At 64.8% G+C, this 20,505-nt stretch carries 21 protein-coding genes; 6 read left to right on the top strand and 15 right to left on the bottom strand.

The genetic code is table 11. The features are described 5' to 3' along the window. Positions 1-14: 14 nt before the first annotated feature. The 7 genes from AC07UC_RS06125 to tsaD are packed head-to-tail and all read right to left on the bottom strand — an operon-like array spanning position 15 to position 4,806. Entirely contained in the window at positions 15-758 is a 744-nt protein-coding gene (locus tag AC07UC_RS06125) for a glycosyltransferase family 25 protein (protein WP_140776042.1), read from the bottom strand. Between the two features lie 13 nt (positions 759-771). Beyond that, positions 772-1,188 (bottom strand): DUF1761 domain-containing protein, encoded by a 417-nt coding sequence (locus AC07UC_RS06130; RefSeq protein ID WP_140776041.1) that lies wholly within the window; start codon positions 1,186-1,188, stop codon positions 772-774. A gap of 52 nt (positions 1,189-1,240) precedes the next feature. Further along, on the bottom strand, positions 1,241-1,897 hold the full coding sequence (locus tag AC07UC_RS06135) for a class I SAM-dependent methyltransferase (protein ID WP_494904644.1): 657 nt from the start codon (positions 1,895-1,897) through the stop codon (positions 1,241-1,243). Beyond that, entirely contained in the window at positions 1,894-2,319 is a 426-nt protein-coding gene (locus AC07UC_RS06140) for an EVE domain-containing protein (protein WP_202325388.1), read from the bottom strand. Before AC07UC_RS06140 ends, AC07UC_RS06135 begins: the two co-directional genes overlap by 4 nt. Positions 2,320-2,358: 39 nt before the next feature. Further along, positions 2,359-2,655, bottom strand: a complete 297-nt coding sequence (locus AC07UC_RS06145; protein ID WP_172347935.1) for a YciI-like protein — start codon at positions 2,653-2,655, stop codon at positions 2,359-2,361. A gap of 52 nt (positions 2,656-2,707) precedes the next feature. After that, positions 2,708-3,724, bottom strand: coding sequence for an NAD(P)H-dependent glycerol-3-phosphate dehydrogenase (locus AC07UC_RS06150; protein ID WP_202325389.1), 1,017 nt, complete (start codon positions 3,722-3,724; stop codon positions 2,708-2,710). Beyond that, entirely contained in the window at positions 3,721-4,806 is a 1,086-nt protein-coding gene (tsaD, locus tag AC07UC_RS06155) for a tRNA (adenosine(37)-N6)-threonylcarbamoyltransferase complex transferase subunit TsaD (RefSeq protein ID WP_494908899.1), read from the bottom strand. Before tsaD ends, AC07UC_RS06150 begins: the two co-directional genes overlap by 4 nt. A gap of 157 nt (positions 4,807-4,963) precedes the next feature. Between tsaD and hemC the strand changes: the two genes are divergently transcribed. From hemC to AC07UC_RS06185, 6 genes are all read left to right on the top strand, one after another. Further along, complete coding sequence (gene hemC / locus AC07UC_RS06160) at positions 4,964-5,890, top strand: hydroxymethylbilane synthase (RefSeq protein ID WP_494904645.1); 927 nt, start codon at positions 4,964-4,966, stop codon at positions 5,888-5,890. Between the two features lie 2 nt (positions 5,891-5,892). Beyond that, positions 5,893-6,609 carry a uroporphyrinogen-III synthase gene (locus AC07UC_RS06165; RefSeq protein WP_494904646.1) on the top strand — a complete coding sequence of 239 codons (717 nt, stop codon included), beginning with the start codon at positions 5,893-5,895 and terminating at the stop codon, positions 6,607-6,609. A gap of 109 nt (positions 6,610-6,718) precedes the next feature. Beyond that, positions 6,719-8,182, top strand: a complete 1,464-nt coding sequence (locus tag AC07UC_RS06170; RefSeq protein WP_494904647.1) for a COG4223 family protein — start codon at positions 6,719-6,721, stop codon at positions 8,180-8,182. A 10-nt stretch (positions 8,183-8,192) separates the two neighbouring features. Beyond that, complete coding sequence (locus AC07UC_RS06175; RefSeq protein WP_494904649.1) at positions 8,193-9,794, top strand: heme biosynthesis protein HemY; 1,602 nt, start codon at positions 8,193-8,195, stop codon at positions 9,792-9,794. 52 nt (positions 9,795-9,846) lie between these two features. Continuing rightward, the gene (locus tag AC07UC_RS06180; protein WP_056574771.1) at positions 9,847-10,326 is read left to right on the top strand and encodes a tellurite resistance TerB family protein; all 480 of its coding nucleotides are present in this window, start codon (positions 9,847-9,849) and stop codon (positions 10,324-10,326) included. Between the two features lie 18 nt (positions 10,327-10,344). Further along, positions 10,345-11,061 (top strand): glutamine amidotransferase, encoded by a 717-nt coding sequence (locus AC07UC_RS06185; protein WP_140776030.1) that lies wholly within the window; start codon positions 10,345-10,347, stop codon positions 11,059-11,061. A 6-nt stretch (positions 11,062-11,067) separates the two neighbouring features. Here AC07UC_RS06185 and AC07UC_RS06190 read toward each other — a convergent pair whose 3' ends face one another. The 8 genes from AC07UC_RS06190 to AC07UC_RS06225 form a co-directional block, all read right to left on the bottom strand. Beyond that, the gene (locus AC07UC_RS06190; protein WP_494904650.1) at positions 11,068-11,376 is read right to left on the bottom strand and encodes an NIPSNAP family protein; all 309 of its coding nucleotides are present in this window, start codon (positions 11,374-11,376) and stop codon (positions 11,068-11,070) included. 38 nt (positions 11,377-11,414) lie between these two features. After that, on the bottom strand, positions 11,415-12,653 hold the full coding sequence (locus tag AC07UC_RS06195) for an MFS transporter (protein ID WP_140776028.1): 1,239 nt from the start codon (positions 12,651-12,653) through the stop codon (positions 11,415-11,417). A gap of 158 nt (positions 12,654-12,811) precedes the next feature. After that, positions 12,812-13,912, bottom strand: a complete 1,101-nt coding sequence (locus tag AC07UC_RS06200) for an aminotransferase class I/II-fold pyridoxal phosphate-dependent enzyme (RefSeq protein WP_494904651.1) — start codon at positions 13,910-13,912, stop codon at positions 12,812-12,814. Positions 13,913-14,038: 126 nt separating this feature from the next. Next, positions 14,039-14,503 (bottom strand): Ros/MucR family transcriptional regulator, encoded by a 465-nt coding sequence (locus AC07UC_RS06205; protein ID WP_056574785.1) that lies wholly within the window; start codon positions 14,501-14,503, stop codon positions 14,039-14,041. A gap of 212 nt (positions 14,504-14,715) precedes the next feature. Continuing rightward, positions 14,716-15,420, bottom strand: a complete 705-nt coding sequence (locus AC07UC_RS06210; protein ID WP_494908900.1) for an ROK family protein — start codon at positions 15,418-15,420, stop codon at positions 14,716-14,718. Positions 15,421-15,434: 14 nt separating this feature from the next. Continuing rightward, positions 15,435-16,811, bottom strand: coding sequence for a glucose-6-phosphate dehydrogenase (gene zwf / locus AC07UC_RS06215; RefSeq protein WP_494904653.1), 1,377 nt, complete (start codon positions 16,809-16,811; stop codon positions 15,435-15,437). Positions 16,812-16,833: 22 nt separating this feature from the next. Then, positions 16,834-17,850 carry a phosphogluconate dehydrogenase (NAD(+)-dependent, decarboxylating) gene (gene gnd / locus AC07UC_RS06220; RefSeq protein WP_494904655.1) on the bottom strand — a complete coding sequence of 339 codons (1,017 nt, stop codon included), beginning with the start codon at positions 17,848-17,850 and terminating at the stop codon, positions 16,834-16,836. Between the two features lie 55 nt (positions 17,851-17,905). After that, entirely contained in the window at positions 17,906-20,314 is a 2,409-nt protein-coding gene (locus tag AC07UC_RS06225) for a glucan 1,4-alpha-glucosidase (protein WP_494904657.1), read from the bottom strand. Between the last annotated feature and the right edge of the window lie 191 nt (positions 20,315-20,505).

A 20,505-nucleotide genomic window follows, 5' to 3' on the forward strand; every position in this document is an offset into this window, starting at 1 on the left:
CGGCCAGATTCGCCTCACGACCTGGCGTTGTGGCCGAAGATCATGCGGGTGTATTTCTTCCACTTCCATTTCAGGCTTTTGTACAAACGCGGGTATCTTTTCGCGGAAATGGAGGTTTGAAACGCTCCATTCTCGCTCCCCTGTTCGACAATCGGCCGTTCGAACCACAGCATTTCAATGCCAAGCTTCTCGTCCATCTGTTCGACCTGGTGGTCGATCGACGTGTATATCTTGTTCTGGGCGATCCAGGCGCAACGGGCCTCGGCGACCGGACGGGTGATGAGGTAGGAATCGGTGCATCTGGCATGCAGTGCCGGGTAGAGCCTTTGACCCCTCCGCAGTTCCCAGCTCGGCGTGTAGTAGTTGCTGCCATTGCCGAGATAGATGACGGCCTTGCGCTTGGGGCTGCCGAGCTCTGCCAGTCCCTGCCGGAACTTGGCGACGAAGTCGCGGGCGAGGAACACGTCGTCCTCGAACACCAGGCAATAAGGCTGGTCGGTCTCGAGGAAATCGCGCCAGATGCCGACATGCTTCAGCGCCAGCGAGACGGCCGGCGGGTGGGTAAAGGCGGGCGCGATCAATTCGTCGCGAATCTCCTGAGTGATATCCGGACGGTCCCAGTCCGTGTAAAAATAGACCGGCACGCCGCGCCGCTCGAACTCGCGGACAATGTGGCGGCGCCGGTCGTCATAGCCCTGTTTGACGTGGCAGACCCGGGTGAACACCAGGTCGCGCGGGAAACCGGACTCGTCTGCCATCGTCAACCCACTCTCAGCTTGCCGCGGCGCCGAACCAGCCGATCACAGCACCGATGATCAACAGCACACCCAGCCAGTGGCCGCCATCGATGAGGGTCAGGTCCCAGCCGAAATTCTCGTAGCGATGGTTGACCGACAGCGTTGTGGCGACGAAACCCAGCCAGAGCACGAAGCCGAAGACAAGCCCGGCAAGCAGTGTCGGCTCACCGCCGGTCACCGCGCCGACGACCAGGGCCATGATATAGGCCATGACCAGTTCGGCGATGAAGCTGATGACGAAAGGCAGCGGCGATTTCTTCATCGTCGACGCATCGAGCCTGGCCGCCTTCAGCCACGGCTTGCTCAGGGCCATGTACCAGGCGGCGCCGAACAGCCAGGCCAAGATGGCGGCGGCGATCACCGCCAGCCAGTTCACCGCCGAAAAATCCATGAGCTTGCCCCTCCGATGCGGATTCTATGGAAACGCCTGTTCGGCGATGGCGTCAAGCAAAGCGCCAGACGGTGGTGCGCTTGACCAGCGAATCCTCCAGTGCCCGCGTGACGGCGACCTCATAGACCGCAAGCGGTTCCAGCCCTGATCTTGGCAGATACGACCGGCCGGGATCGCCGACGAGGATCTCGGCACCACGCGCCTTGAGCGTTGCGAACCACGGCATCAGGCGGTCGGCGAAGGATTTGTCGTAGAAAACGTCGCCGGCGAGGATCACGTCCCAGCCCGCATCGGTGCCGATGCAGTCCGTGCCGAGGAAATCGATGCCGACGCCATTGGCCTCGCCGTTGAGGCGTATGGCGGTGGCACAGAACGGATCGATGTCGGCGGCGGTCACTCCGGCAGCACCCGCCCTGGCGGCGGCGATCCCGACAAGGCCGGAACCGGAGGCGAAGTCGAGCACGCGCTTGCCCCGCACCGTGTCGGGATTGTCCAGGATATAGCGGGCGAGGCCCTGGCCGCCGGCCCAGGCAAAGGCCCAGAAGGGCGGCGGCAGGCCGATCTCGACCAGTTCGTCCTCGGTGCGCTGCCAAAGATCGTGCGCTTCATCGGCAAGATGAAGCAGAATCTCAGCCACATGCGGCGGCGCCATCAGCGCCGTGTTGTCGAGGATGAATTGCCTGGCGCCGTGCGGGGTGAGTGCCGTCACGGAGCAGGCGTCAGGCCGCCCATGCGGCAGACTTCCTTCCATTCGGCCGGGGTGACCGGCTGCACGGAAAGCCGTCCAAGCCGCACCAGCGCCATATCGGCAAGCTTCGCGTTGGCCTTGATCTCGGCCAGTGTCGGCGGGTTGGGCACATCCTTGAAAGCGCGGACATCGACGCATTCCCAGCGCGGATCATCCGACGTGGTGTCGGGATGGGCGAGCGCGCAGACCTCGGCGATGCCGACCACGTTCAACCCCTCGTTGGAATGGTAGAAGAAGCCGAGATCGCCGATCTGCATGGCCTTCATGTTGTTGCGGGCGGCGTAATTGCGTACGCCATCCCACTGCGTGCCGGCCTTGCCCTTGGCCTTCAGCATCTCGAAGGAGAACTTGAACGGCTCCGATTTGAACAGCCAGTAGTTCATTTCTTCTCCTCCTTGCGGTCCTGCTGCGAGCGACCGGGATTAACTAGCCGCCGGCTTGTTGAACGTCCAGTTCCACGGGTGGATTTCGACGCTTTCGAACAATCCGGCCTTGGCATAGGGGTCGGCGGCCGACAGGGCTTGCGCTCCTGCCAGATCCGGTGCCTCGACGACCACGAGGCTGCCATTGGGCTTGCCGTCGGCATCGAGGAACGGACCGGCAAAGGCCAGTTTCTTGTCGCCATTCAGCCCTTCGAGAAAGGCGACATGCTCGGGCCGCGTGTCGAGGCGCACCTGCAGGCTTCCCGGCTTGTCCTTGCAAATCAAAGCAAACAGCATGGTTTTTCTCCTGGTCTTGGGATTGAAGCTAGGGGGATCGAGATTTGGGGGATCAATCGTTGGTTTCGGTCTTGAGCGGCCGGGTCATCAAGGCCGTCACAGCCTGGCGGATGGTGATGGTACCGTCCAGTATGGCAGCGACGGCGGCGATGATCGGGGCGTCGATGCCGCGTTCGGCGGCAATGCGAGCGGCGATCGCCGCCGTTGGCACGCCTTCAGCCAGCGGCAGCCCGGAAAGCGCCTTGCCTTGCCCGAGAGCAAGCCCGTAGGCGAAATTGCGCGATTGCGCCGACGAGCAGGTCAAAAGCAGGTCGCCAAGGCCGGAAAGCCCCATCAGGGTCTCTGGCCGGGCGCCGAAGGCGGCGCCGATGCGGCGCAGTTCGACGAAGCCACGCGTCACCATCGCGGCCTGGGCGCTGGCGCCGAGCCCGGCGCCGGTGACGGCACCCGCGGCGATGGCAAAGACATTCTTCAGGGCGCCGCCGATCTCGACGCCGATCAGGTCGTCGCTCGAATAGCAGCGCAGGTTCTCCGCGGAAAAGCGGGCAGCGAGGTCGGCCGCCAGGGCCTCGTCGCCGGCGGCCACCACCACCGCTGTCGGCAGGCCTCGGGCGACATCGGTGGCGAAGCTCGGGCCTGACAAGGCGGCGACGGGATTTCGCGGCAGGATCTCGGTGACAATCGCCGACAGCAAGGCGCCGGTGTCGCGCTCGATGCCCTTGGCGCAGAGAACGAGCGGGATGCCGTCCGGAATATGGTCCTTCGCGGCCGCCAGCGTCGCCCGCAAGGACTGCGCCGGGGTCACCGCCAACACGCAATCGGCACCGGCGAGCGCCATCCTGATGTCCGATGTCGCTTCGATGGCGGGCGCAATCGCGATGCCGGGCAGGTAGCGCGGGTTCTGGCCCCGGCCGATCGCGGCCACGGTTTCCGGATCGCGCGCGAAGAGCCGCACCGCGTGTCCGGCGCGCAGCATGGCCAGCGCCAGTGCCGTGCCCCAGGCGCCGCCGCCCAGCACAGCGACACGCCAGCCGCTTTTGCCTGGATTGTTCTTGGCTTCAGCCGTCATGCCTTGGCTCCGCGCCGGCCGGAGCCGACCATCGGCGCCGAGATGCTGTCCAGCGGCCAGCGCGAACGCGGCACGAAATCGAAGCCGTTCTCCTGCGCCATGCCTTTGCGCAGGCGTTCGATGCCGGCCCAGGCGATCATCGCCGCATTGTCGGTGCAAAGTTTTAGCGGCGGCGCGACGAAGGTGAAACCGGCCTGGGCGCAGAGCCGCTCCAGGGTCGCCTTGATCGTGAGGTTGGCGGCGACGCCGCCGGCGACGACCAGCGCCGGGTTTTTCGTGCCGGGAAATGTTTCGCTGAACCGTGCCAACGCACGCGACACGCGGTCGGCGATCGCATCGGCGACCGCCGCCTGGAACGAGGCGCAGATGTCGGCGACGTCCTGATCGCTCAGCGGCTCGATCGCCGTCGCGGCCTGGCGCACGGCGGTCTTCAGGCCGGAGAAGGAGAAATCGGGCTGCGCCGATCCTTTCATCGGCCTGGGAAAGGCAAAGCGCGTGGCGTCGCCGCTCTGTGCTGCCTTCTCGACATTCGGGCCGCCGGGATAGGGCAGGCCGAGCATCTTGGCGGTCTTGTCGAAGGCCTCGCCGAGCGCGTCATCGATGGTGGTGGCCCAGCGCTGATAGTCGCCGACACCGCGCACGGCCAGGATCTGCGTGTGGCCGCCGGAGACGAGCAGCAGCAAATAGGGAAACTCGAGCCCGTCGGTCAGCCGCGCCGTCAAGGCATGGCCTTCCAGGTGGTTGATGGCGATCAGCGGCTTGCCCGCCGCCGCGGCGATCGCCTTGGCCGTCATCAGCCCGACGATCAGGCCGCCGACCAGGCCGGGGCCGGCGGTGGCGGCGATGGCATCGATATCGGCAAGGGACGTGCCCGAATCGGCTAGGGCTGCCTCGACGATGCCGTCCAGCGCCTCGACATGGGCGCGCGCGGCAATCTCGGGCACGACGCCGCCGAAGGCGGCATGCTCCTCGATCTGGGAAAGCACGACGTTAGACAGGATCTTCGGCGCGGCGTCGCCTTCGAGCGCCACGACACTGGCGGCTGTCTCGTCGCAACTCGTCTCAATGCCCAGAACACGGATCAATTCGTCGCTATCCCAAGAGATTGTTTATCGGGCCTTTCCCCGTTAGGAGAAAGCCCGAAAAGGCCTCGGTTATTCCAGCCGCATTTCCGCGACGCCAGGTGGCTCCACTTGGCTGCAAAATGCTCTGGCCGGGGGTTATCACGGACCGCGCGCCATGCAAACAACCTTGAAAATCGGAACACGCGGCAGCCCGCTGGCGCTAGCCCAGGCGCATGAAACGCAGGCGCGGCTGATGGCCGCGCATAAAATGCCGGCGGAAGCCTTCGAGGTCGTCGTCATTTCGACGAGCGGCGACCGCATCCAGGACCGTCCGTTGTCGGAGGCCGGCGGCAAGGGCCTGTTCACCAAGGAGATCGAGGAAGCGCTGCTCGCCGGCGCGATCGACATCGCCGTGCATTCGTCCAAGGACATGCCGACGCAATTGCCCGACGGCCTGGAGCTCTCCGCCTTCCTGCCGCGCGAGGATGCGCGCGACGCCTTTGTCGGCAAGGCGGTGAAGACGATCGCCGAACTGCCGCGCGGGACCAAGGTGGGCTCTTCGTCGCTCAGGCGGCAGGCGCTGATCCGCCGCATGCGGCCGGATCTCGACGTGGTGATGTTCCGCGGCAATGTGCAGACGCGGCTGCGCAAGCTGGACGAAGGCGTCGCGGCCGGAACCATCCTCGCCTATGCCGGGCTGAAGCGGCTGGGGCTCGAACATGTCGCCACCGATTTGATGCCGCTCGAGATATTCCCGCCAGCGCCCGGCCAAGGCGCGATCGGCATCGAGACGCGCATCGGCGATCGCGCTGCCGAGAGGATGCTGGGGGCGATCCACGATGTGCCGACCGGACAGGCACTCGCCTGCGAACGCGCCTTCCTGGCGGCGCTCGATGGTTCCTGCCGCACGCCGATCGCCGGCTATGCGGCGATCGATGCCGGAAAACTCACCTTCGCCGGCTTGATCATCTCGCCCGACGGCACGCAGTCGCACACGGTCGAACTGCAAGGGGCAGCACAGGATGCCGCCCGCATCGGCGATGAGGCCGCGCGGACGGTGCGGGCCAAGGCCGGCGAAAAGTTCTTCGACGGCTGGGTCTGAACATGCTTCGCGTCCTGGTGACCAGACCGGAACCGGGCGCCTCGCGCACGGCCCGGCGGCTTCAGGACACAGGCTTTCAGCCGGTTCTCCTGCCCCTGACTGAAACGGCGACTTTGCCTGTCGATGCCGGGCTGATTCCAGATGACGCTGCCGCCGTTGCCGTCACCAGCGCCAATGGCTTGCGTCACGCCCCGAAGGACGTGATCGCGGCGCTTGCCGCCCTGCCTTGCCACGCCGTGGGCGCCAGGACCGGCGAAGCGGCGCGCAGGATGGGGTTCTCGTCGGTCGTTGAAGGCGCCGGCGATGCCGAGGCGCTGGCCGATAGCCTTGCGGCCGCGTTTCCCGGCAAGACAATCGTTTATCCCTGCGGCCGCGTACGCTTTCCGGTGTTCGAGCAGAGGCTGGAAGCGGCTGGGGTCCTGGTCCATGCCATGGAGACCTATGACACGCTTCCGGTGCGGCATTCGGATGACACCATCCTTGCACTTCTGTCCGGCCGACCGGTCGATGCGGTGCTGCTCTATTCGGCCAAGGCGGCCGCCGCGATGCGGGGCCTGGCCACACGGCCTGCCTTGCAAAGGGCTTTTGAAAACACACGCTTTTTCGCTCTTTCCGCGCGTATCGCCGCTGCCTTCGACGACAGTGGCGGCAAGGCAATCCGCGTCGCCGAAGAGCCCGATGAGGAAGCCCTGCTGGCGCTTTTGCCGCCGCCCCGCTGACCCGCGTCATCACACCGCCCCTTTTCACCGCTTGGTGATGTGCTAGACCCTTTGTGAACCATCACGCGCCGCCAGGCGTTGAGACGAAGCGAATTTTGCGGAGCCAGGCATGGTCAAGACGCCGAAGATGCGACACTCGAAAAGCCGCCGCGAGCCGGTGACCATCGATCTCGAACCCGGCGCCGTCTCCCGTATCGTCGACGAGGATGCCGCGAAGCCGTCAGCGACAAGCGACGAAGCCCAGGCCGCGGAAGGGTCTCAAGAAGAGATTCCCGAAGAGCCGGTGCATGCCGACCAGACCGACCTTGAACCCTGGGAACACGCCGATGCCGCCGGGCAGGCCGGGACAGAGCCGCCCGTGGAGGCCAAAGCCGCTGGGCCGGAGCTGCCCTATCCCGGTTCGGATGCACCGTCCAACGGCGCCAAGGCCTCGGACTATAATTTCGAGGACGCGTCGGCAAAGCGCACCGACGACAGCAAGGCAAGAACCGAGACACGGGGCGAAAAAATGGCGCCGACTCCTCCTCCAGCAAAGCGTGGCGGCGTCAATGGTATTGCCGCCGGCCTTATCGGCGGCGTCATCGCGCTGGTCGGCGCCGGCGGCTTGCAGTTTGCAGGCCTGCTCGGCGCGCCCGGTTCCGGCGCCAGTGTTTCGCTGGATGGCGTCAATGGCGAGATCGCCTCGCTGAAGAGCGAAATCGCCGGCCTGAAGGAAACCGGTGGCAACAATGACGCGGCGGCCAAGATGGTTGGGCTTTCCTCGGGTCTGGAGCAGGTAAAGGCCGATGTCGCGGCGTTGAAATCGGCGGTCGAGCAGGGTGGCGCGGGCGACAGTGCCGGGCTTGCCGCGCTCGGCGACAAGGTCAAGCAGATCGAAACCGCGCTCGCCGCTCTCGGCAAGGCCGGCAGCGCCGCACCGGTCGATCTCGGCCCGCTCAACGAAAAACTGGCCGGTCTCGACGCGTTGGTGAAATCAACGGGCGAGGCGGCGAAGACTCAGGACGGCCGGCTGACCGCGCTGGAACAGTCGGTGTCGCAGCTTTCCGGCAAGGTCGAGGCGGCGGCGGGACAGCCCAAGATCGCGCTCGCCATCGCTGCATCGGCCTTGAAGTCGGCGCTCGAACGCGGCGCGCCGTTCTCGGCGGAACTCGATACGCTGGCCGCGATCTCTCCCAACGCGCCTGAGCTCGCGACCTTGCGGCCCTATGCCGAAAAGGGCGTTCCGACCCGCACCGAGATCGCCTCGCAGATGGATGCCGCCGCCAATGCCATGGTCGCCGCCGCCAAGCCGGTCGACCAGAATGCCGGCTTCCTGCAGAACCTGATGTCGAGCGCCGAATCGCTGGTCAAGGTCCGGCCGATCGGCGCTGTCGAGGGTGTGGGTGCACCCGAAACCGTGGCGCGCATGGAAGTGGCGGTAACCCAGGGCGACTATGCCAAGGCGCTCAGCGAGTATAATTCGCTGCCTGAGGCCGCGAAGGCCGCCGGCGCCGACTTTGCCGGCAAACTGAAGGCGCGCATCGAGGTCGAAACCCAGGTCGACGCCCTGATCTCCGGCGCGATGAAGGCATGAGGGCAAAACGATGATCCGCCTGCTCGCCTTCCTCATCGTCGTCTTCGCGCTCGGGCTGGGCTTTGCCTGGCTAGCCGACCGGCCGGGCGACATGGTCGTCACCTTCAACGGCTACCAGTACCAGGTCAGCCTGATGGTGGCGGCGGTGGCAATCGTCGCCGTCGTCGCCGCGGTGATGATCCTGTGGTGGCTGGTCAGGTCGCTTTGGAACAGCCCCTACACAATTTCGCGCTATTTCCGCGTGCGTCGCCGCGACCGCGGCTACCAGGCGCTGTCGACCGGCATGATCGCCGCCGGCGCCGGCGATGGCGCGCTGGCCCGCAAGAAGACCAAGGAAGCGGCCAAACTGATCCGTTCCGACCAGGAGCCGCTGATCCATCTGCTCGAGGCGCAGGCGTCGCTGCTCGAAGGCGACCATGAAGGCGCGCGGCAGAAATTCGAGAGCATGCTCGACGATCCCGAAATGCGGCTGCTGGGCCTGCGCGGGCTTTATCTCGAAGCCGAACGGCTGGGCGACCGCAATGCAGCCCGGCACTATGCAGGCCGTGCCGCCGCCGTTGCGCCGCAACTGGCCTGGGCGGCCGAATCGACGCTTGAGGAGTTGACCGCGCGCGGTGACTGGGACGGTGCCTTGAAACTGGTCGACGCGCAGAAGTCGGCGCGGCAGATCGAACGCGACGCCGCCAGCCGCCGTCGCGCCGTGCTGTTGACCGCCAAGGCGCAATCGCTCGCCGACAGCGATCCCGCCGCCGCCAGGACAGCGGCGCTGGAGGCGAACAAGCTCAGGCCGGATTTCGCGCCGGCCGCCGTTGCCGCTGCGGCAGCGCTCTTCAAGCAGAACGATGTGCGAAAAGGCTCCAAGATCCTGGAGACGGCGTGGAGGGCCGAGCCGCATCCCGAGATCGCCGAGCTCTACACCCATGCTCGTCCGGGTGATGCCGTGCTCGACCGTCTCAACAGGGCGAAGAAGCTGCAGGAGATGAAGAAGAACCACGCCGAATCGTCGATGACGGTGGCGCGTGCGGCGCTCGACGCGCAGGATTTCTCGACCGCCCGCGGCGAAGCCGAGGCCGCCATCCGCATGGACCGCCGCGAGGGTGCCTATCTGCTTCTGGCCGATATCGAGGAGGCCGAGACCGGCGACCAGGGCAAGGTTCGGCAATTGCTTTCCAAGGCTTTGCGGGCACCGCGTGACCCGGCCTGGGTGGCCGACGGCGTCGTGTCGGAACGCTGGGCGCCGGTGTCGCCGATCACCGGACGGCTTGACGCCTTCGAGTGGCGCGCGCCGATGGAGCGGCTTGGCCAGTTGATCGACAGCCGTGACGATGCGCCTGACGCCGCCGTGCCGGTTATCGAAGCGCTGGCGAAGCCGGCCAGTGAAAAGCCGATCGACGTGATCGATCATGCCGCCCCGGCCAACGAGGTGAGGGGCAAGGAAACCGAAAACCGGGAAGACGATGTTACCCCGGTCACGGCGGCGGCGTTCGCGGCGGTGCCGGCCGATGCCGAGGCCGTGGAGCCGGCGGAAGAACTGACGCGCCTGCCGGACGATCCCGGCGTCGATCCGGACGACGAGGCGGAGAAGGCGCCGCGCCGGTTCCGGCTATTCTGATTTTGGCCTTCGGGTGATTGACTTGGCCTTTGGGCCGTTTGGGAATGGATTGATGTTCGAACGCGTTCTGTCGTTTCTCAGGGACCTGCCGGCCGGTGCCGGCGCGCATGCCAGCACGGACGATCCTCGTGTTGCCGCCTCGGCGCTGCTCTACCATGTGATGAACGCCGACGGCGTGCGCCAGGACGTCGAATGGGAGCGGTTCAAGGCGGTGCTGGCGGAGAGCTATTCGATCAGCGGCGCCGAACTCGAAGCACTCGCCGCCGCCGGCGAACGCGCCGACAACGAGGCGATCGACCTCTATGCCTTCACCAGCGTGCTCAAGCGCCATCTCGACGCCGAGGGGCGCAAGGCGTTCATCGGCCTGATGTGGGAGATCGTCTATGCCGATGGCGAGCTGCATGAGCTCGAGGACAATACGGTCTGGCGTGTCGCCGAGCTGATCGGCGTCGAGCGCCATGACAGGGTCGAGGCGCGCCGCAAGGCGGCGGCGCATGCGCCGGGCGCGCGTGGAACCTCCAGCGACGAATAGACGGGATCTCGCCTGCAGATGCCGCACGGAACGCCTTCGAAGCCAAAAATCCTGATCGTGCTGCATCAGGAGAATTCGAGCCCGGGACGCGTTGGCCACATGCTTATCGAAGAGGGTTTCGAGCTCGACATCCGCCGGCCGCCGCTGGGCGACGCCTTGCCGGAAACGCTGGATGGCCACGCCGGCACGGTGGTGTTCGGGGGGCCGATGAGCGCCAATGACGAGGACGAATTCGTCCGCCGCGAGACCAACTGGCTGGAGATTCCGCTCAAGGAGAACCGGCCATGCCTCGGCATCTGCCTCGGCGCACAGATGCTGGTCAACCATCTCGGCGGCAAGGTCGAGGGGCATGGCGAAGGGCTGGTCGAGATCGGCTGGTATCCGCTCAAGGCGACCGAGGCCGGCAAGAAGCTGATGCACTGGCCCGACATGGTCTACCAGTTCCACCGCGAGGGCTTTTCGCTGCCGAGGGACGCGACGCTGCTGGCGACGGCCGATACCTACCCCAACCAGGCCTTCCGCTACGGCGACAATGCCTGGGGCATCCAGTTCCATGGCGAACTGACAAGGGTGATGATGCAGCGCTGGGTGGTGCGCGGCGCGCATCGCTTCGAACTGCCCGGCGCCCAGCCCGGCCGCGATCACCTCGGTGGCCGGCTGATCTGGGACATGCACCTGAAGCGCTGGCTGGACGAGTTTTTGCGGATGGTGTTTGGCGAGGTGGCGGTGCGATAGCTTTCTCTAAGGTTCGAGCACCGGCCGCATGAAGCTGCGCTCATAGCTGAGAATGCTGCGATTGCGCTTTTCCGTTTCGAACACCTCCTGGCATTCCGGGTCGGCAGCCATCCGCCTGCGATAGTCCTCGTAGTCGGCGAGGCTCGGAAAGCTGAACATGGCATAGGCGATATTGTTGGCTCCCTCGCTCGGAAGGAAATAGCCGTGATGGTTTCCGCCGAGGCGATTGACCAGACCGATCCAGCGACGGCCATAGTCTTCAAACTCGGCAAGCTTGTAGGGATCGATGACATATTTCAGGTGACAGGTAATCATGGCAGGTCCTGTGACAGGGTGATGTATATTGCCGGCCGTCAGTTGCGCCCGTTCAAATGCCGCACCTTACGCAATTGCGGGAACAGATACGCCCACAGGCCGGCAACCGCGATGGCGCCGACGCCGCCGATCACGACCGCCGGCACCGTGCCGATCAGCGCCGCCATGGTGCCGGCGCGGAATTCGCCGACTTCGTTGGAGGCGCCGACGAAGACCTGGTTGACGGCGTTGACGCGGCCGCGCACCGCGTCCGGCGTCCACAACTGGATCAGCGTCTCCCTGATGTAGACGCTGAACATGTCGGTGGCGCCGAGGAGGGCCAGCGCGACGATTGACAGCCAGGTGACGGTGGACAGGCCAAACAATACGGTGCAGGCGCCGAAGGCAGCGACGAAGCCGAGCATGATCTTGCCGGCATTGTCGCGAAGCGGGTGCCCGGCGAGCCACACCGCGACGCAGATGGCGCCGATGCCGGGCGCCGAGCGCAACAGGCCGAGGCCCCATGGGCCGAGTTCAAGAATATCGCGCGCATAGACCGGCAGCAGCGCCGAGGCGCCGGACAGGAGCACGGCGAAGAGGTCGAGCGAGATGGCGCCGAGCACGATCTTCTCGCTCCAGATGTAGCGGAAGCCGGCAAACAGCGTCTCCATCGTCGGCTTGTCGGTGGCGGTCTGCTGGGCGGGCTTGGGAATGGTGAAGATCAGCAGACCGGCCACCAGCATCAGCACTGAGGCGACGGCGTATGCGGCTTCGGCCGAGACGCCATAGAGCAGGCCGCCGGCGACCGGGCCGACGATCGTCGCCGTCTGCCAGGCGGACGAGTTCCACGCAATCGCGTTGCCGAAATCCTCCGGCGGCACCAGATTGGCGAACAGCGACGACGAGGCCGGCCCGTAGAAGGCGCGCGCCATGCCGAACAGCGCCAGAATGACGAAAATCGGCAGCGGACTGACGAGGCCGTGCAGCGTGAAATACAGGAGCACGAGCGCGCAGCTTGCCTCGACCACCGTTGCCAGAGCCATGATCAGGCGGCGGCCGAAGCGGTCGGCGACGACACCCGTGACAAGCACCAAAAGCAGCGACGGCAGGAACTGGACGATGCCGACAATGCCAAGATCGAAGGGATCGCGCGTCAAATCATAGATCTGCCAGCCGACGGCGACGGAGACGATCATGGTGGCGAAAGTGGTGAGAAAGCGTGCCGTCCAGTAGCTGAGGAAGGCTTTGTGCCGGAAGGCGGCGTAGCGCTGCTCCGGCGAAGTTTGTACGGATGTCATGGAATGAGGCCCCGTTGCGATTGCACCGGCTGGCGGGGCACTTCCCGAATGGGCGCTGTTCCGGCCAATGAAACTTAGTAAAGTTCGGCGCGCATATGCGGTAAAATCGGTGCAGGATCAAGGGACCTTGCACCTTTTCCTTCGACTGCACGAGGAAGTTACTGCCGCAGCGCCGCCGAAATGGCTTCGAGGCCGCCTTTCAACTCGGCTTCCGTCGGCCAGCCGAAGCCGACGCGGAAGAAGCGTTTTTCCATTTCGAACCAGTGACCGGGGCCGACATAGGTACCATGGTTCTCAAGCAGGTTAGCGTAGAAGCGGTCGAGGTCGAAGCCGGGTTCGACATTGAGGCGCGGGAAGCCGACGACACCGCCTTCGGGCCGCACCCAGTCGACCAGCGGCTCGCGGTCGATCCAGGCCTGGACGATATCGCGGCGCTTGGCCATCTCGGGCAGCAGCGCGCCCAGGAACGTATCCCGGCGCTCCAGCATGCCGCGCGCAATGCCTTCGTCGATGACGCTGCCGCAGATGCCGATCTGCTCCTTGGCGGCGAGGAATGTCTCCTGAAGGGCGGCATCCCTGGTGATCAGCCAGCCGATGCGGATGCCGGGAATGCCGAAGGCCTTGGACAGCGACGAGACGCTGATCGCCTTCTTGCTCAGCGAGGCCGCCGACGGCAGGCGCCTGCCATAGGAAAGATCGCGATAGGTTTCGTCGACCAGCAAATGGCAGTTGTTGGCCTCGGCCAGCGCCACCAGCGCGTCGAGATCAGCACGTGACATCATCGTGCCGGTCGGGTTGTGCGGGCAGGTGACGCTGATCAGTTTCGTGTTCGGTCGGATCGCCGCCTTGATGGCCCCGACATCGATGGCAAAGCCGTTCTCGAAGGCGAGGTCGACAAAGCTGATGGCGCAGCCGATCGCCCTCGGGGTTTCGATGTTGGTGGCGTAGTTGGGCCTGATGACGACGAGATGGTCGCTCGCCGACAAAAGCGAGGTCGAGATGATGAACAGCGCGCCGGCGGCACCGGCGGTGACCAGCACATCATCGGGCGAAATGCCGGCATCCTGCGCCGCGACCAGCGCGCGCAAGTCCTTGTCGCCGCGATGCTCGCCATAGAACAGCGTCAGGTCCGGCAGCGACAGGCCGATGTCGGAAAGCTTCTGATCGGCGATCGAGCTTTCGGAGAGATTGTAGCGAATACGGTCGTAGCCGTACTCCTCCGGTGCTTCCTTCTCGATCACCATCCTGGTGTAGTTCATGGCTTCGCTTCCCCCCAAAAACCTGTCCGGTTCATCCAAGCCACAAAAACGTGAAGCCTGCCAAGGCGAATTCGCCGGCAGGCTTCTGTTCCAGTCGTCCTAACGATTGGCTCAGGACTGATCTTCTCAGGCCGAGACCTTGGCCTTCCGGCCCTTGGCCTTGACGGGCACCACTTCGACAGCCTTGCGGCCGAGGCCGATCGACTTCGCCAGCTCCGAGCGCGAGGCCGCATAGTTGGGCGCAACCATCGGATAGTCAGCCGGCAAGCCCCATTTGGCGCGATAGGCGTCCGGCGTCAGGCCGAAATGCACGCCGAGATGACGCTTCAGCGATTTGAACTTCTTGCCGTCCTCGAGGCAGATGATGAAATCCGGCGTCACCGACTTCTTCGGGTTGACAGCGGGAACCAGCGGGGCCGCCACCGGCACGGCCGGCTTGCCGAGCCCGCCGATCGAGGTGGCGACGCTGGCGATGAGGTCGGCAAGGCCGGAGACGGGCAGGCGATTCTTCTCGACGTAAGCGGACACGATGTGGGCGGTCAGCTCGAGAAGGTCGATGTCTTTGCGAGCGTCGTTGCTATCGTCGGTCAATGTATCCTCCGTCTGTGGCGCACGGCCTCGAAAATCAGAATCGCTTTCGACAGGACGAGGCACAAAATCAAAAATGCTGAAGCGTCTTGAGCGTATCCACTGGAGCACGCCGGGCAGTGCGGCGAAACTCCTAGTCGGCAAATCTGCGTAACGCAATGATTTAGCGCGCCGTCACACGTTATTTTGAACAACTATACTAAACTGTAATAATATCAGACGATCAAGGCCTTGTCTCGCCACAGACGAAATCCACCTTCGAAGGCGCGTGTGTTGTCTCCGCGCCTGGACTCGGCCGGCAACTCGTCGAGCTTGTCGACATTGCCGCCGCCAATGATGACATAGTCTGGCTGCAGGGCGGCGCGCAGCCGGTTGACGACGTCGAAGACGTATTTGCGCCACTTCTTCTTGCCGTACTTTTCCAGGCCGCGCTCGCCGACATAGTCCTCGAAGCTCCGGCCTTTCCTGTAGGGGAGATGGGCGAGTTCCATCGGCTGGCCGACATTGTCGAAGACCATCGCCGCCCCGAGGCCGGTACCGAGGCCCAGGAACAGCATGCGCCCGCCTTCATAGCTGCCGATGGCCTGCATCAGCGCATCATTGACCACCTTGACCGGCTTGCCGAACTGCGCGGCGAAATCGAAGCCGGCCCAACCCTTGCCGAGATTCATCGGGTCGAGCACCGGCTTGTTGCGACGCACCGGGCCCGGATAGCCCATCGATATGACATCGTAGGACAGGCCCTCGGCGAGCTTCTTCACCTTGTCGATCATCTGCTGCGGCGTCAGGTCCGGGCCGGAATCGTCCCGGCGCTCCGTGCCGCCGGCGCTGGTCAGGATCTTGACGTGCGAGCCGCCAATGTCGATCGCCAGCACGATCTGCTCGGGGCTGGTTGCTGCTTGCTTCACCGCCTTGGCCATCGGGTCCCCTCCGCTCATGCCACCGGGTCGATCCAGCCATTGGGCGGCCCGAAGCCGGCCATGGCGTCTGCCGGCCCCCATGTTTTCGGCTCGTAGAGATGCGGCGGCGTGGTGTCGCCAAGCACCGGCCCGACGATGCGCCAGGCGAGCTCGGCCGCGTCCTGGCGGGTGAAGAGCTGGCCGTTGCCGTTCATGGCGTCGCCGATCAGGCGCTCGTAGGGCGGCATGTCGGCCTTGCTGTCGTCGAGCGCCGTCAGTTCCACCTGCTCGCCGACCATGTCGTCGCCGGACGCCTTGCGTTGGGCGCCGATGGCGATCACCACCTGTGGATCGATGCGGAAACGCACGTAATTCTGGTCGGCGGGCTTGATCGGGTCGAAGACATCGAGCGGCGGGCGCTTCAGCCGCACCACCACCTCGGTGACATGCACCGGCATGTTCTTGCCGGCACGGATGAAGAACGGCACGTCCTGCCAGCGCCAGGTGTCGACGAAGAAGCGCACCGCCGCGAAGGTCTCGACCGGCGAGTTCGGCTTGACGCCGGGCTCGGCGAGGTAGCCGGTGAACTGGCCGCGCACGACATCGTCCCTGGTCAGCGTGCGGATCGCGCGCAGCACCTGCACCTTCTCGTCGATCAGGTCGTCGGCGGAGCGCCCGACCGGAGGTTCCATGGCCAGCAGCAGGAGGATGTTGAGCAGGTGGTTCTCGATTACGTCCCGGATACAGCCGACATCGTCATAGAATTTACCGCGGCCCTCGACGCCGAAATCCTCGGCCATGGTGATCTGCACGCTCTCGACGAAGTTGCGGTTCCAGATCGGCTCGAGAAAGGAATTGGCGAAACGGAAATAGAGCAGGTTCTGGATCGCTTCCTTGCCGAGATAGTGGTCGATGCGGAAGATCGACTGTTCGTCGAACACCAGGTGCAGCACGCGGTTCAGCCAGCGCGCCGATTGCAGATCATGGCCAAAGGGTTTTTCCACCATCAGCCGCGCGCCATGCGCGGTGCCGGACTGCTCCAGGCCCTGCACGACGGTCTCGAACATGGTCGGCGGCACCGCCATGTAGTGCAGCGGCCGCTGGGCGCTGCCAAGTGCGGTCTTCAGCTTCTCGAACGTGGCCGGGTCGCGATAGTCGCCGCTGACATAGCGCAGCAGCGAGGCGAATTTGGCGAAGACCTTCTCGTCGATCTTGCCCAGCGCATTGACGATGCCGTCGCGGGCGCGGTCCTGAAGCTGCTTGATGTCCCAGGCATCGAAGGCGACGCCGATCACCGGTTCGGTGAGCGTGCCCTTGGCGACCATCTGGTAAAGCGCTGGAAATATCTTCTTGTGGGCGAGGTCGCCGGTCGCTCCGAAGAGCACCAGCGTGTCGGACCGTTCCTGGCTCATGCGTGTGTCTCCCCCTGCGGCGTCACTGGCCAGCCTTTGGCTTCTCGACATGGCCGCCGAAGGCATAGCGCATGGCGGACAACAGCTTGTCGGCGAATTCGGATTCGCCTTGCGAGGAGAAGCGGTCGAACAAGGCCGAGGACAGCACCGGCGCCGGGACGCCGGTGTCGATCGCGGCCTTCAGCGTCCAGCGTCCTTCGCCCGAATCCGAAACGCGGCCGCCGAAATTCGCCAGGCCCGGATCGCTCTTCAGCGCGCCGGCGGTGAGATCGAGCAGCCAGGAGCCGATGACGCTGCCGTGGCGCCAGACCTCGGCCACCTGGGGAAGGTCGATGTCGAACTGATAATATTGCGGGTTCTCCAGCGGGCTGGTCTCGGCGTCCGCCGTGCGTTGCCGCTTGCCGGCATTGGCCGACTTCAGGATGTTCATGCCTTCGGCGTAGGCGGCCATGACGCCATATTCGATGCCGTTATGCACCATCTTGACGAAGTGGCCGGCGCCGCTCGGTCCGCAATGCAGGTAGCCGAAGGGCGCGGTCCCGGCCGCCTTGTCGGGAGCGGGCGAGCCGGCATCGGCGCCCGGCGCCAGCGTGGCGAAGATGGAATCGAGGTGCTGCACCGCGACGTCCGGGCCGCCGATCATCAGGCAGTAGCCACGCTCCAGGCCCCAGACACCGCCGCTGGTGCCGACATCGACAAGATGGATACCCTTGGTGGCCAGTTTCGCGGCTTGGTCGACGGCGTCGTGATAATAGGAATTGCCGCCGTCTATGACGATGTCGCCGGGCTCCATCAGCGCTGCGACCTGGTCGATGATCTTGCCGGTGATCGCCGCCGGCAGCATCAGCCAGACGCAGCGCGGCTTGGCGAGCTTGCCGACGAATTCCGTCAGGGATGCCGCCCCCAGGGCGCCGTCGCTCACCAGGGCCGCGACGCTTGCCGCGTTGATGTCGTAGACGACGCATTCATGGCCGTCGCGCATCAGGCGGCGGACCATGTTGGCGCCCATCCGGCCCAGTCCCATCATTCCGATCTGCATGGTTTCGTCCCGATTGTTTGAGGAAAGAACAAATCTATCGGCGCCGCTGCCTTAATCATGATGCGTCAATGCCGACGCTGAAGTCGACATTCTCCCAACGCATCGCATCGGGCCAGAAAAAAGTGAAGACGAGGGTGTCTCCCGGCTCCAGTCCGGCGACCGGCAGATCGACCAGATGAACGCCGAAAGCGTTCTCGCTGGTCTTGTGGTCCTGGATCGTCAGCCATTTGTCGCTGCTCCAATGGACAACGCCCGGCGCCGATAGCTCGACGCGCAAAACCTTGCCGGCCGGGATGGAGCGGATCTTGTTGTTGAAGCGCCATGTCCTGAGCGGCGAGCCTGTCTTGCCCTTGATGTAGCGCTCGACCCCTTGCGGCGGCATGTCGAAGACCGCGCCGTCGCGCAGCGAGCGCAACAGCTTGATATGCTCGGCATGCGCCCAGACCAGCGGCATGGCGCTGCCCGAAGGTTTGCCGAGCCACAGCTCGCGCTCAGGGATATTTTCGGCATCCCAGACCTGCTCCGGCAGCAACCCGCCGATCCCCGCCGAGCGCTCGAAAGTATCGAGAAGCTGCGCGGCTTTCTCCTTGCGCCCGGCGGCAAGCTCGTAATGCGCCCGCTCGCCGGTGAGCAGCGGCCAGGCGCGTCCCTGGCCGGTGCCGTCGAAAGGCGTGCCATCCTCGTGCTCGCCATAGCCGTCACTGGTGTAGCGGTACCAGACCGGGCCTTGCGGCAGATCGCAACGCAAAAGCGCATCGACGGCCTTGACCGTATCGACAATGCGCGGATCGTCGGCCGCCCTGAGGCCAAAGCGAACCAGGGCCAGGGCGTCGGGACTGACTATGGCTTCCGCCGGTTTGTCGGTGTCGGCCGGTGGACGGTTCTTGATCGGCACGAAGCCGTCCTTCGGCGTAGCGGCGCCCGCATCGTCCGGCGGCGCGATACGGACATAATAGCCTCTGACGCCTGCGTCGATGGAGAGCTGAGTGCCCATGACGTAGGTCCAGCGTTCGACCTGATCGTTCCAGCAATCAGCGGTTTCGCGCAGGTAGTTTGCCGGCTCACTCTTTCCGAAGACATCCAGCATATCGGCGGCGGCAAGCAGCGCGGCGATCTCGACGGCCAGCGTGAACGGGCTGTATCCGGCGTCCTCCTCCCAGCGGTCCTCGCCGGTGACGGGGCCATTGCGCACGACATACGAGGCGGCGGTTTCGATCATGGCCATGAAATCGGCGAGCCTGGCACGCGGCAGATAGCCCGCGCGGCGCAAGGCGTCGGCCAGAAGCAGCGGAAAGGCGCATTCGTCCATCTGTATGCCGGGCCAGTAGGCGGTGCCGTCCGACCAGACATTCTGCGGCCAGTGACCGTCCGGCTGCTGGATCGAGCGCAGAAAGGCCAGGATCTGCAGCGCCTGCTTGCCGTCACCGGCGGCAAGGAAACCGCCAGCGGTCTCGACCAGATCGCGCGGCCAGACCAGATGATAGCCGCCGAGATCGTCGTCGCCCTTGTTGAAGCCCCATGGGATCGACAGGCTGGCAACGGCGGCGCCGGGTCTCGCGACCGAGAGATGCGTGGCGAGAACCGCGGTGCTCACACGATAGGTGTTCAGCCCTGAGGCGGTGTGGCGGTCGAGCTTCTCAAGCCCGGTCTGAAATATCCGCCAGTTCCCGACATAGGTTTCGGCGGCGGCTTCGAAACCCTGCTTGAGACTGGCCAGCGCGAGGTCCGCGGCTGCTTCCGGCGAAGCGCCGAAGCCAAGCGCCAGCAAGGCCGTGGTCTTGCCAGTGGAAAAGCCGATCTCGCCGGTCAGGGCGACATTGCCGTCTTCCGCCCGCTGGCAGGAGGGATCGAGCCCACCGCCGTTCTGCAATTGCTGCCATCCGTCGGAGAAACCGACATAGCCGGCCGAACAGCCATGCCAGGGCAGTGAGCAGGCCAGCGCCAGGGAGACGCCGCGCCCCGTGGCGAAGAGCATGCGCTGGCCCTTGTGTTCGCCAACCCAGGCGGTATTGCCCATCCCGGCATTGACGAGGTGCGGGGCAAGCAGCGCGTAGACATGGAAGTCGGCCGCCGGACCTTTCAGCGGTACGAATGCAATCTCCTGCAGCAGGACAGGCCGTTTCGGATCCGTAATGATACGCTTTTCGATACGGTAGGCGCCGTCCGTCGCGGTGTTGGTCAGCCTGTAGCCAGGCACGCCGTCCTCGAACGGCGCGATCGCGTGCGCGGCGTCGCGCTTCTCTTCCGAGAAATAGCCACCCGGGCCGGTGACGATCAACTCCATGTCGCGCGTGCAGGCGCTGTCGAGACGCGGATAGTAGATCTCGTTCAAGATGCCGTGACTCATGGTGAACCAGAGCGGGCTCTTGGCTGAAAACGCGGTGCCGACGCCACTCTTGGCGCTTGATGTCCAGCGCGCCGGTATTCCGGGCGCGCCTTTGGCAACGGTCGGCGTTACTGCCATCAAATGGCCTCCTGTCGTGCTCCTAGACCATGTGCAGGCGGCTTTTTCAATCATCGCACCGCAAGTTGATCGAAGGCATGCCAAGCTTTGCAGTTGACAGCTTGCGGTTCGTCTGCATTTGTCTGACAATAGATAAAAAACAGGGACTGCGCGTAACGATCATCAGGCAAAACTAGCAACTTCGGGAGGAA

It is taken from the genome of Mesorhizobium sp. GW821-FHT04C10, assembly GCF_059420305.1.

Bases quoted from the DNA above. Each gene is read 5' to 3' on its own strand.
- AC07UC_RS06125 (WP_140776042.1), bottom strand. From the start codon at position 758: ATGGCAGACGAGTCCGGTTTCCCGCGCGACCTGGTGTTCACCCGGGTC.
- AC07UC_RS06130 (WP_140776041.1), bottom strand. From the start codon at position 1,188: ATGGATTTTTCGGCGGTGAACTGGCTGGCGGTGATCGCCGCCGCCATC.
- AC07UC_RS06140 (WP_202325388.1), bottom strand. From the start codon at position 2,319: ATGAACTACTGGCTGTTCAAATCGGAGCCGTTCAAGTTCTCCTTCGAG.
- AC07UC_RS06145 (WP_172347935.1), bottom strand. From the start codon at position 2,655: ATGCTGTTTGCTTTGATTTGCAAGGACAAGCCGGGAAGCCTGCAGGTG.
- AC07UC_RS06150 (WP_202325389.1), bottom strand. From the start codon at position 3,724: ATGACGGCTGAAGCCAAGAACAATCCAGGCAAAAGCGGCTGGCGTGTC.
- hemC (WP_494904645.1), top strand. From the start codon at position 4,964: ATGCAAACAACCTTGAAAATCGGAACACGCGGCAGCCCGCTGGCGCTA.
- AC07UC_RS06165 (WP_494904646.1), top strand. From the start codon at position 5,893: ATGCTTCGCGTCCTGGTGACCAGACCGGAACCGGGCGCCTCGCGCACG.
- AC07UC_RS06170 (WP_494904647.1), top strand. From the start codon at position 6,719: ATGGTCAAGACGCCGAAGATGCGACACTCGAAAAGCCGCCGCGAGCCG.
- AC07UC_RS06175 (WP_494904649.1), top strand. From the start codon at position 8,193: ATGATCCGCCTGCTCGCCTTCCTCATCGTCGTCTTCGCGCTCGGGCTG.
- AC07UC_RS06180 (WP_056574771.1), top strand. From the start codon at position 9,847: ATGTTCGAACGCGTTCTGTCGTTTCTCAGGGACCTGCCGGCCGGTGCC.
- AC07UC_RS06185 (WP_140776030.1), top strand. From the start codon at position 10,345: ATGCCGCACGGAACGCCTTCGAAGCCAAAAATCCTGATCGTGCTGCAT.
- AC07UC_RS06190 (WP_494904650.1), bottom strand. From the start codon at position 11,376: ATGATTACCTGTCACCTGAAATATGTCATCGATCCCTACAAGCTTGCC.
- AC07UC_RS06195 (WP_140776028.1), bottom strand. From the start codon at position 12,653: ATGACATCCGTACAAACTTCGCCGGAGCAGCGCTACGCCGCCTTCCGG.
- AC07UC_RS06200 (WP_494904651.1), bottom strand. From the start codon at position 13,912: ATGAACTACACCAGGATGGTGATCGAGAAGGAAGCACCGGAGGAGTAC.
- AC07UC_RS06210 (WP_494908900.1), bottom strand. From the start codon at position 15,420: ATGGCCAAGGCGGTGAAGCAAGCAGCAACCAGCCCCGAGCAGATCGTG.
- zwf (WP_494904653.1), bottom strand. From the start codon at position 16,811: ATGAGCCAGGAACGGTCCGACACGCTGGTGCTCTTCGGAGCGACCGGC.
- gnd (WP_494904655.1), bottom strand. From the start codon at position 17,850: ATGCAGATCGGAATGATGGGACTGGGCCGGATGGGCGCCAACATGGTC.
- AC07UC_RS06225 (WP_494904657.1), bottom strand. From the start codon at position 20,314: ATGGCAGTAACGCCGACCGTTGCCAAAGGCGCGCCCGGAATACCGGCG.